Here is an 11,034-nt window from a genome sequence, read left to right as displayed (position 1 = left end):
CGATCCGGAGCACGCCGCAACTCCAACGCCTCCGGCGCCGCCTCGGCCACCACCGGAACGATCTTCACCGCCTCCGCCAACAGATCCCGAGTATCGCGCGGCATCGCTGTAGCAGTCACTTTGTCCTCCGTATTTTGATTCGTTGATGCGGCTTCAAGAAGCCGCACATCTTGGTGTACGTCCAGTTTCGCGAGGCACTTGCATCGATTTCCTCGATCCCGAGCCTCCGGGAGAGTCATTACGCCAGCTGCGTGCGCTAGACCACACTATGCTGACATATGTTATAACGTCAAGACCTGAATGACTTTCGCGTACAATTTTCTTCCCGAAGCCTCCGTTGTAATATTCTGCGCAGCAATGGATGTGGTGTCTTTTCGGAGTTTTCTCGGTACGGAGCGCACCGCGCAGTGACGCCCTCGAATGCGGCCCAGTGCGCGGTGACGACGCCGCGTCCGCGTCGCCGCGACCTCGAAGCAGCGAATGCGGTTGCTTGCGTCGACATAGAACGGCATGCGAGTAGGTGCATCCAAATCGACTGATAATCAATGTAATAGAAACGATCCTGGCTGCTCGCCAGCGTTATCCGGGAGCGGCGGCTGACGGTCCGCTTTTCACAAATCCCTATGCGGCGGCCGAACTCGTTGCGCCGCCGGTCACAACAACGCGACCGACAGTGTGCCTATTCGGATGAGATTCACTTGCCGGACTCGGAGGCGCGGCCGGCATGCACGGTGACGATTCCATGTTGGTGCGCAAATCTGGCCGCTTCCTCTGAGTCGGCCAGTTCCGTTGGGGAATAAATGCTTTCGAGTTCAGCGAACACTGCGCCGGAATGGGACGGATGCGCCCAATCGGTCAATTCCAGTGCGAGAGCGGGGACGGTCCGGGCATTCCGGTTCGATGCCATGACGCGGACGGGGACGAGGTGGCCCGGCCGCGTGAGACCATTCGGTTCGGTGGTGGGATCGGCCAGCACGCGCGCTGTACGGGCACGGTCTGCACCGGATATTCCCGTGGTCGTTCCCACAGCAGCATCTACGGCAACACACTGTCCGCGGGCGTGTGCGGGAGCATACCGATCCGAGGGAATCGCCTCGGCGAGGAGGAGTCGGTCGCACACCATCTCGTGAAGGGCAATCTGCACAAAGCCACTGGTATGGCGGATGATGAAGGCCATCTGCTCAGTGGTGACGGTGCCGGCGCATGCCATTAACACGATGCGTGAATCGTCAATCATCACGATCGTCTCGCCTGCCGCCAGGGCTCGACTACCGCTTTCGAAGCCGTCGTGCTGCGAGTCATGTTCACGGGTTTCGATCATCGAGGTTGTCATGGCGTCGTTCCGTTCTGTCCGGTAGGGGGATTGGCATGCCGTCACGGGTGCTCTGCGCACGCGGTGATTCCATCCTTGAGCACAAGGGCAGTCCACGTTTCGAGCGCTCGTTCATCGAGCGAATGCCCGATAAGTTGTTCGATCTTTTTCAGGCGATAGATGACGGTGTTACGAACCACGTAAAGTTCGTTGGCTACCGCGAGAGGACTGTGCTTGAGGCGTAGGTACGCTTCTGCGGTCTGCCGCAATGTCAAGCTCTGCGGGTCGTCGGCGGCGAGCTCGCCGAGCTCAGCTTCGAGAAAGCCGCGGGCCTTTTCCATGTCTTGCACCAGGACGGACAGCAGGTGCACATCAGCGAAGTCGACGCTGCGCTTCCTCAGTCCCGGCAGGGCGTCGAGTACTCCTCGCGCCTGCTGCGCCTCGTGATGAGTTCGTATGAAGCCTGCCAGTCCTTCGTGCGCTCGTCCGATCACTACCCGTACCGGGGCGTCACCGTCGAGGTCGACGTCGACGTGCAGCGGGAAGGGCGACCGTGGGTGATTTCCCCATGCATACAGTGTGGATTGACCGTGTGGGACCAGGAGTACTTGTTCCGCGCCGCAGGCCCTGAGCGCGGAATCGGCGATCTTGTTCAATCTCGAGTTCCGCCGCAGGTCGTTGGTATCGGACCACAGGATCAGGCCGATGTGATGACTGTGCGCCAACGAGTATTGGAGTTCTTTTTCTGCGCTCGAGAGGTCATACCCTTCACGACCGAGAAGGGCTCGCACGACCTGCTCACGTGCAGCGGCGGTTGTCGTCATCCACCGCCCGTATTCGGTCTCGTACTCGCGTCCGATGGCGTCGGAGAAGCGGTCGATGAAGCGCAGCAGAACCTGCGAAATCAATTGAAGCTGAACCGGTTGCTCTTCCACGGGAACCATTTCCATGCACGCACGCATGTACTCGTCTGCGAGCCATTGGTGGCCCTTGCGGACAGCCGCCCAAATCGTCAACAGTGAGACTCCCCGTTGAACCCACTCTTGGACTGCCCGAACCGTATCGTCGTTGATCTCGGGCATCTGGAAGTCGTGGCCGTCGATTGCCAGCATGGTGATGATCGCCCCCGATTCGGTGCCGAGACGAACCGTGGCCACTTGAGCCGGCCGGTCGCCGAACTCGGGAAAGATCTCGACACACCGCTGCGCGAGCTCCTTTCCCACCGCGACAGCCCAATCCAATGCTTCCCACCCAACCTGGCCAGCTGCCAGTTCGAGTAACTCGGTCGAGCAGACCGATTGGATCCGCTTCGAGTCGCTCACTGCGAGCCGGCTGACCCAACGCCCTTCCACGGTGGCCATCACCTGCTCCTTCGGCTATGTGCCGTCAACATCCGCCTCACGATCGGCTCGCAGGCACTCCGGCGGTACTGTTCATCCAGTCGACGGCAATCCACCGGGTGGGATTGACCTGGTCCGATTGGCGTCTCGATCGACATCTTGAAGACTACGTGACGCGCAACACATGCCTCTAGGACTCAACGCCAAAATTTGACGGTAGGCATTGCGCGGTATTGTCCTCGGTGGATCCCCACCCGGCGATCCCGGGTTCACGTGGAGGCGTCATCCGGGGTTTGCGCCTCGGGTGACGCCTCCGCGTGAATCGGACTCTGGTCAAATGGTGTTCAGATCGACATGGTGCCGGGCGAACTCACTCGGCCTTGTTCACCAGGACGATCTTACCGAGGTGTCGACGCGACTCGAGGTGCTGGTGAGCTGCGACGATGTCATCGAGAGCCCACGTCGAGTCGATGACCGGCCGAATTTGGTGTTTCTCGACGAATTGAAGCATCTGACCGAAGTCTGTCGGGCTGCCCAGCGTGGTGCCCAAGATCGTGAACTGGCCGAAGTAGAGGCTCGGCACCTCGAACGTCGCCGTTCTGCCGGCGCTCGATCCGAATACGGCGATCCGACCACCCGGCTTGAGGCATCCGAGGGCCTCGGCCAGGTTGGCGCCGGTTCCACTGATCACCACGTCGACTCCACCGCCGGTGGCCTCGACGACCTGCTCGACCCAGTCCGGATCGGTGTAGAGGAACCCGCGCTCCGCGCCGATCGCCCGGACGGATTCGATCTTGTCGATACTCGACGACGTCACCAGCACGTGTGCGCCGGCCGCAGCACCGAACGTGACCGCAAACGTGGACACTCCACTTCCGGCGCCGAGGACCAGAACGGTCTCACCTTCCTGCAGGTCGGCACGAGTGAACATCGCACGGTAGGCGGTCAACCCTGCACAGGGCAGGGCTGCGGCCTCCTCCCAGGACAGGTGCTCCGGCTTGGGAAACAGGTTGTCGACGGGAACGGACACCAAATCCGCATATGTTCCGTCGGTGCTATCACCGAGGATGGCAAAGTCCTTCCCCGGTGCCGTCTCGGCGCTACCCCAATTCAGGCAGGGGTAGATGATGGTGTCGTCGCCGGTGTCGAGCCGTGTTCCTGCACCGTCCATGCCCAGGATGCTCGGCGTCGTGAAACCTCGTCCGGTTTGGCGGAGAATCACGTCGTGCCAGTTCAGGGAGCTCGCACGCAGCTCGACCAGCACCTCGCCGTCGTTGGGGGTGGGATCGGGAACTGTTTCCACGCTGAGCTGGTCGGCGTCGCCCCAGCTGTGCACTACTGCCGCTTTCATCGATTTCTCTCCTCAGGTTGTCCGAACATCCGAAGCAGTCCGTGGTTGGTGTGACGACGTAACCGACTTCATCGGTTCAGGAGCAGCCGGGTGGTGAACACCTCGTCGCGGCCACCCTCCACGGTGAGTGGTCAGTCGATTCGTCCTATGTGCGATCACCGACACGCATCGAGCTCAACGAGCCGTGTGCGTCGAACGGAGTCGAGTTGCTGGCATCGTGAACGCCGCTGCCGTACATCTTCGGCATCGCGTTTTATGTTATAACACTGCGCGGTGGCGGGAACTGCAAACCCGGAGGCGCCGGCGCAGCGCCGGTCGATATTCGATTTGGCGCAGAGCGCAAACATGCGCCCGATCTCCTCATATTGAGCCCAAGAAATATGTGCTCCGCATCACAACAATGGAGAAAGGGAGATCGCATCGCGGTCCGGAGCATCAGAAGGAAGTGGCAAGTCGGATGAACGCCATAGCAGCCCCCATCGACCCGGAGGCGCGAGAGGGTTCGCCGCGTTCAGCAGGGCAGCCGGACTCGATGGGCGATAATATGCCCCGATCGGCACCGCGGGTATCACTCGATGAAGAGATATGCCTCGGAGTCGAGCGGGCCCGACTGGTCGCGGTCCAGGACAGCAGCGAACGTGAGTACACGTTCTTGATCGTTGGGACGATCGCACACATCGAGCAAGCGTCCGTGCGGGTGGTCGACCCCGAACGAATCCTCATTGAAGGTGGACGGCCTCACGCCGGACCGGAAGTTCTGGTGGGCGTCTCCACCCCCTTCGTTTCTCGCGCATCCGTAGCGAGGGACATCGCTCGGCTACTACATCGTGGTGGCCCGGTATTCGATCGGATCGCAGCTCGTCAGGCGCCCGCATCACCCGATACACCCACCGGCCCTCGTCGATCGTTCGTGAGACCTCCGGCAAAAACGTGTGACGCAAAGCAGATTCGGGGACATCGCCTTACAGGGCCGATCGGCGCGGCAGCTATGGCAAAACCTCGACGGACCGAGTCTTGGCAACCCGTGTAACCTCTGTTATAACATATTACACGCAGTGATCCGTTCCACACTGACGCGCCGCCAACCTCGGACCGGCGCTCGTTATGAGCTTCAGCGAGTGAGTCAGGTATCAGCAACCCTGTGCCACATCGGTCTCAGCGCCGACTGGCCATTGGACACCCAAAGGAGTCAACGATGACCGCCACACCCAAGTTCGCACATGTGGTGCTGCAGACGAGCCGTCTCGAAGAGATGCGCGATTGGTACTGCACCGTGCTCGATGCTCACGTCGTCTACGAAGGGCACAGTCTGTGCTTCATCACCTTCGACGAGGAGCACCACCGCGTCGCACTGCTGGGCGCACCCGTCGAGCTCGCGCCGCGCAACCCTGGTGCCGCCGGCATGCACCACACCGCGTACACGTTCGATACGCTCGACGATCTCCTGAACCGGCACGATGCGTTGAAGGAGAGGGGAATCGAGCCCAAGGTTCCCATCCAGCACGGCGTGACGACGTCGCTGTACTACCAGGATCCCGACGGGAACTTCGTCGAGCTACAGATCGACAACTTCGCCACACCGGAAGAGGCAACGGCCTACATGAACGGCCCCGAGTACGACGGCAACCCGATCGGGGTTGCGTTCGATCCCGCGCTCATGCGACAGGCCATCGTGCAGGGCACGCCGATCGAGAAGATCACCACCCATTCGTGGGCAAAGGAGACCAGCCCCGACCTGCCCGATCCCATGGTCGCCCTGACCAACTGATCGACTCCGGGCCCGGACGAGCGCTCCGGGCCCATTTCACGACCGGCACCGTTTCATCATCAAAGGACTCCCCATGCGAGTGGCAAATCAATCCGGGCGCCTCAAGATCGTCGTCGACGGTCGCGCGGTCGATGTCGAAGAAGCCAGCGACCACAAATTCTCCGCCGATCCCCACGCCGTCCTCGACCGGTGGGACGAGTTCGTCGAGTGGGCGAAGTCGGTCGACACCACCGGAGGATCACCGGTCGTCGAATCGGAACTCCAGGCCCCTGTCCCCCGACCCGGACAGATCTTCGCGGTCGGCGTGAACTACCGCGATCACGTGGAAGAGGCTGGCCTGCAGTTGCCGGAGACTCCTTTCGTGTTCACCAAGTTCCCCGGTGCGGTTACGGGTCCCTACGACGACATCGAGCTCCCACCCGGCTCGGTCGACTTCGAGGTCGAACTCGTTGCCGTCATCGGTCGGCACGCCCGGCACATCGATGCCAGCAATGGCTGGGACTACGTCGCAGGGTTGACGATCGGCCAGGACCTGTCCGAACGAGAACTGCAACTCTCCGGGCCGGCGCCGCAACAGTTCAATCTCGGCAAGTCCTTCGCCGGCTTCGCGCCCATCGGTCCTGTGCTGGTCACACCGGACGAGTTCGCTGACCGCGACGACATCGAGGTCAGTACCATCCTCTCCGGGCAAGAGATGCAGAAATCACGCACCCGCAATCTCGTCTTCCCCATCCCGGAGCTCGTGGCCTACTTGTCCACGATCCTGCCCTTGCGCCCCGGTGATCTGATCTTCACCGGCACTCCGGGAGGCGTGGGATGGGTTCGCGAACCCAAGCGTCTGATCGGCCCGGAGGACGAACTCGTCACCCGCGCCGAGGGTATCGGCGAAATGCGCCACCACTTCGTTCCCGTCCGCGACGGCGACCTCACTTCCGCTAGAAGGAGCACCACCCATGCCTGACATCACCGTTCCGGTCCTCATCGTCGGCGGTGGAGGATGCGGCTTGTCGTCCTCGATCTTCCTCTCCGAGCTCGGCGTCGAGCATCACCTCGTCGAACGTCACAGCGGCACCTCTCACCTTCCGAAGGCGCACTATCTCAACCAGCGCACCATGGAGGTCCTCCGTCAGTACGGTGTAGCCGACTCCATCTACGAGGTAGGCACCAAGCCGAAGAACATGGGCAAGACCCGATGGGTGACCTCGCTCGGTGGCGACGGCGAACTCGACGGCCGCACGCTGTTCTCCATGGAGTCCTTCGGCGGCGGCAGCCTCGAGGCGAAGTACGCCGTCGACAGCCCGTGCCCGTCGAGTAACTACCCGCAGATCAGGCTCGAACCGCTGCTGCGCGAGCACGCAGAACGCCGGGCCCCGCAGTCGATCCACTTCAACCGCGAACTGTTGACCTTCGAGCAGGACGACGACGGCGTCCATGCCCTCATCAAGGACTTGGACACGCAGGAGACGTACACCGTCCACGCCAAGTACCTGATTGCCGCCGACGGCGGCAAGACCGTCGGTAATGCGCTCGGGGTCAAGATGGAGGGTCCGAGCGGTCTCCTCGACATGGTCAGCACCCACTTCACCGCTGATCTGTCGCAGTATTGGGAAGACGATGTCCTGATCACCTGGCTGCTCAACCCCGAAGGCGCCGGTTCGTGGGCCAGCGGAGCCATGGCCGCGATGGGACCGACCTGGGGCAAGAACTCCGAGGAGTTCGTCCTCCACTTCACCTTCCGGCCCGACGATCCCGCCCGGTTCGACGAGGAGGCGATCGTCCCCCGCCTGCGCGAGCTCCTCAAGCTGCCCGATCTCGAGCTCGAGATCCACCACGTCAGCCACTGGATCCTCGAAGGAGTGCTCGCCGACAAGTATCAGGTCGGCCGCGTGTTCCTCGCCGGCGACGCCGCGCACCGCCACCCGCCGACTACCGGTCTGGGACTGAACACGGCTATCCAGGACGCACACAATCTGGCATGGAAGCTCGCGGCCGTGCTCCGTGACGACGCCGCGCCCGCACTGCTCGACACCTACGAGGCCGAACGCCGCGTGGTCGGGATGCGCAATGTCGACTGGGCGATGTTCACCTTCCTCAACCACCTGGTCATCGATTCCGGTATCGGGGTGATTCCCGGACAGCCCCTCGAAGCGCAGATTCAGGTGTTCCGGGACTATTTCTCCGACACACCCCTGGGCGAGACCCGCCGAGCGCGCGCCGCGGAAGTCATCAATACCCAGCGCACCGAATTCCAGGCCCACGACCTCGAGATCGGCTTCTCCTACCCGAGCGGTGCACTGGTCCCGGACGGAAGCGAAGCCCCGCCGCGCGATCCGCTCGGCACCGTGTACTTCCCCACCACCCGGCCCGGGCACCGGCTCCCCCATGCTTGGATCGGCCACTCCGAACAACAGATCTCCACGCACGACCTCACCGAGAACAGTGCCTGCTTCGTGCTGATCGTCGGAGCGGAAGGCGAGACGTGGGCTAACGCAGCCGCGGTGGTCGAGGAAAAGTTCGGCATCCGGCTGAAGATCGCCCAGATCACCGAGAGTGGACCCTTCACCGACAGTCAGGGCACGTGGGCTGATCTCCGCCAAATCGACGACTCCGGCGCCATCCTGGTTCGCCCGGACAACCACGTCGCCTGGCGCAGCACCGGTGGCAATGCTGATCCGGTCGGGGAACTCACACGCGTCTTCGGCGCCGTGCTCGCACGCTGACGACACCCTCCGAAACATGCTGCTCACGGACGTGGACGCACCCGGCGCCCGCGTCCGTGAGCTCCCGAAACCCAGGTGAAAGGAACGACACCGATGTCCGAGTCTGGACGTGAGGTGCTGTGGTCACCGTCGGCCGAGCGCATCAGCGCATCCCGACTGGCGCAGTACCAGCGCTGGTTGGCAGCTGAAAAGCAGGTCGAAACCACCAATTTCGACTCCTTGTGGCGGTGGTCGGTCCACGACCTCGACGGATTCTGGTCCTCGATCTGGGAGCACTTCGACGTGATCGCCTCGGCGCCGTCGACCGCGGTGTTGACCGATCGGACAATGCCTGGGGCGCAGTGGTTTCCGAATGCCCACCTGAACTGGGCCGAAAATCTCCTTCGCGACAGCGAGCGCGATGGTGCCGCGATCATCTCGGTCAACGAGAACGGGATCAATGGTGAGCTGTCCCGGCGAGAACTGGTGGCGCAGGTCGCCAACCTCGCAGCACACTTCCGCCAGGTCGGGATCCGCCCCGGTGATCGAATCGCGGCGGTACTTCCGAACATTGCCCCTGCGATCGTGTCCGTGCTCGCCGCCGCCAGCGTGGGAGCGATATGGTCTTGCTGCGCACCGGATTTCGGGCTCAAAGGACTGACGGACCGATTCGCACAGATCGAGCCAACCGTGTTGATCGGCGTCGACGGCTACCAGTTCAACGGGAAACGAATCGACCGGATCGACCTGCTCGCCGACCTCCGGGAACAGCTCCCGTCCGTCCGTCACACCATTCTGGTCCGCAATCTCGACGAGGCGGTCCCGTCCCCGGACGGCGTCGCAGACTATGCAGATCTCGTTGTGGGCGATGCACAGCCGCACTACGAACAAGTACCGTTCGATCATCCATTGTGGATCCTGTACAGCTCGGGTACGACGGGCCTCCCCAAGGGCATCGTGCATTCACACGGCGGCATCCTGCTCGAGGCGCTCAAGGCCAACGCCCTCCACTACGACCTTGGTCCCACCGACCGAGTGTTCATCGCGGCGAGCACCGCCTGGGTCGTGTGGAACATGCTCGTCGACGCCATGGCCACCGGCGCAACCCTCGTCACCTATGACGGAAGCCCGACGTACGGGCGACCCGACCATCAGTTCCGGATCTGCGCCGAGCACCGTGTCACCCGGTTCGGCACCGGGGCGGCGTACCTGACCTTGTGCGAGCGGGCCGGCACGCGGCCCGGGGACGAGTTCGACCTTTCGGTGCTGCGTTCGATCATGTCGACCGGTTCGCCGCTACCGGACACCACCTGGCGGTGGGTCTACGACGCGGTCACCGACGATGTGCATCTGGGTTCCGACAGCGGTGGTACCGATGTGGCAACCGGGTTCATCGGAGCCAACCCCTTCTGTCCGGTGCGGACGGGGGAACTGCAAGGCCCCTACCTCGGAGTCGATGTTCAGGCGTGGAACGAAGCAGGCGAGCCGGTGACGGGCGAGGTCGGTGAGATGGTGATCGCCGCTCCGATGCCATCCATGCCGATCTACTTCTGGAACGACAGCGATGGCCACCGCTACCGGGAGGCCTACTTCGACGTCTACCCCGGCGTCTGGCGGCACGGGGACTGGATCACGATCGAGGCCGACGGGGCGTGTGGCGTTCACGGCCGGTCGGATTCAACCATCAACCGTGGCGGAGTGCGGATGGGTTCCGCGGACATCTACCAAGCGGTCGAGACCCTCCCCGAGATCGCCGAATCCCTGGTGATCGGTGCCGAATTGCCCAACGGGGGGTACCACATGCCACTGTTCGTCGTGTTGCGCCCCGGGTACACACTCGACGAGGCACTGCTTGACAAGATCCGCACCACCATCAGAACGCAGGTCTCCCCACGACACGTGCCCGACGAGGTGATCGACGTACCGGCAGTCCCGGTGACCCGCACTGGTAAGCGACTCGAAATCCCGGTGAAGAAGTTGATCCAGGGTGTGGCGCCGCAGGTGGCGATCAATCGCGCGACCGTGGCCGACCCAGGAGCACTCGACTGGTACATCGGCTACGCCGAGCGATTCCACCACACCGACACCGGACACGCTGCCGCCCGCAAAGCGTGACCCCGCCCGGGTCGCCGCGAGGAGATCAGAGTACGTGGTGGCCCGGCACGACCGTCTTCCTGGTGCCACCACCGGTGGTGGTTGTACACCCCCCGCGGAATCGACGACAGAACAGGCTCTGGGCCGCAAGGAATCTACAAGCGTGCACGCAACAGTTGGGATCAGACAATGACACAGGTTCGGCCACAGACCACGCCCGATATTCACACGACGGCGGGAAAGCTCGCCGACCTGCGTAATCGTCAGGCCGAGGCGCAGCACCCGAGCGGTGAAGCCGCGGTCGAGAAGGTCCACGCCAAGGGCAAGCTCACCGCCCGCGAACGCATCACCGCCCTATTGGACGACGGCTCGTTCGTCGAACTCGACGCCCTCGCCCGGCACCGCTCGGTGAACTTCGGCCTCGCCGACAACCGCCCCGTCGGCGACGGCGTCGTCACCGGCTACGGCAC

Annotated in this window: 8 protein-coding genes; 5 read left to right on the top strand and 3 right to left on the bottom strand. The window is 62.9% G+C overall.

What is annotated here, in order from left to right; all coding sequences use genetic code 11:
- Positions 1 to 694: 694 nt before the first annotated feature.
- From ACFVJ3_RS48255 to ACFVJ3_RS48245, 3 genes are all read right to left on the bottom strand, one after another.
- Positions 695 to 1,333: a 3,4-dihydroxy-2-butanone-4-phosphate synthase gene (locus ACFVJ3_RS48255; protein WP_378458829.1), complete on the bottom strand. Its 639-nt coding sequence runs from the start codon at positions 1,331 to 1,333 to the stop codon at positions 695 to 697.
- A 41-nt stretch (positions 1,334 to 1,374) separates the two neighbouring features.
- Complete coding sequence (locus ACFVJ3_RS48250) at positions 1,375 to 2,673, bottom strand: PucR family transcriptional regulator (RefSeq protein ID WP_378458828.1); 1,299 nt, start codon at positions 2,671 to 2,673, stop codon at positions 1,375 to 1,377.
- A 349-nt stretch (positions 2,674 to 3,022) separates the two neighbouring features.
- Positions 3,023 to 4,003, bottom strand: coding sequence for a zinc-binding alcohol dehydrogenase family protein (locus tag ACFVJ3_RS48245; protein ID WP_378458827.1), 981 nt, complete (start codon positions 4,001 to 4,003; stop codon positions 3,023 to 3,025).
- 1,195 nt (positions 4,004 to 5,198) lie between these two features.
- Here ACFVJ3_RS48245 and ACFVJ3_RS48240 point away from each other — a divergent pair.
- The 5 genes from ACFVJ3_RS48240 to ACFVJ3_RS48220 all read left to right on the top strand — a co-directional run.
- Positions 5,199 to 5,771, top strand: coding sequence for a VOC family protein (locus ACFVJ3_RS48240; RefSeq protein ID WP_378458826.1), 573 nt, complete (start codon positions 5,199 to 5,201; stop codon positions 5,769 to 5,771).
- Between the two features lie 73 nt (positions 5,772 to 5,844).
- Positions 5,845 to 6,732, top strand: coding sequence for a fumarylacetoacetate hydrolase family protein (locus ACFVJ3_RS48235; protein WP_378458825.1), 888 nt, complete (start codon positions 5,845 to 5,847; stop codon positions 6,730 to 6,732).
- Positions 6,725 to 8,491, top strand: a complete 1,767-nt coding sequence (locus ACFVJ3_RS48230) for an FAD-dependent oxidoreductase (RefSeq protein ID WP_378458824.1) — start codon at positions 6,725 to 6,727, stop codon at positions 8,489 to 8,491. The genes ACFVJ3_RS48235 and ACFVJ3_RS48230 overlap by 8 nt, the downstream gene beginning before the upstream one ends.
- Before the next feature lie 93 nt (positions 8,492 to 8,584).
- Entirely contained in the window at positions 8,585 to 10,585 is a 2,001-nt protein-coding gene (locus ACFVJ3_RS48225) for an acetoacetate--CoA ligase (RefSeq protein WP_378458823.1), read from the top strand.
- Positions 10,586 to 10,753: 168 nt separating this feature from the next.
- A partial coding sequence (locus tag ACFVJ3_RS48220; protein ID WP_378458822.1) for a carboxyl transferase domain-containing protein occupies positions 10,754 to 11,034 on the top strand: 281 nt, incomplete at its 3' end.

This window comes from Rhodococcus sp. NPDC127593 (assembly GCF_042671975.1).
GTDB lineage: Bacteria > Actinomycetota > Actinomycetes > Mycobacteriales > Mycobacteriaceae > Rhodococcus_F.
This window is presented reverse-complemented; position numbering and strand designations above follow the sequence as displayed.

Bases quoted from the DNA above. Each gene is read 5' to 3' on its own strand.
- ACFVJ3_RS48230 (WP_378458824.1), top strand. From the start codon at position 6,725: ATGCCTGACATCACCGTTCCGGTCCTCATCGTCGGCGGTGGAGGATGC.
- ACFVJ3_RS48255 (WP_378458829.1), bottom strand. From the start codon at position 1,333: ATGACAACCTCGATGATCGAAACCCGTGAACATGACTCGCAGCACGAC.
- ACFVJ3_RS48235 (WP_378458825.1), top strand. From the start codon at position 5,845: ATGCGAGTGGCAAATCAATCCGGGCGCCTCAAGATCGTCGTCGACGGT.
- ACFVJ3_RS48250 (WP_378458828.1), bottom strand. From the start codon at position 2,673: ATGGCCACCGTGGAAGGGCGTTGGGTCAGCCGGCTCGCAGTGAGCGAC.
- ACFVJ3_RS48245 (WP_378458827.1), bottom strand. From the start codon at position 4,003: ATGAAAGCGGCAGTAGTGCACAGCTGGGGCGACGCCGACCAGCTCAGC.
- ACFVJ3_RS48240 (WP_378458826.1), top strand. From the start codon at position 5,199: ATGACCGCCACACCCAAGTTCGCACATGTGGTGCTGCAGACGAGCCGT.
- ACFVJ3_RS48225 (WP_378458823.1), top strand. From the start codon at position 8,585: ATGTCCGAGTCTGGACGTGAGGTGCTGTGGTCACCGTCGGCCGAGCGC.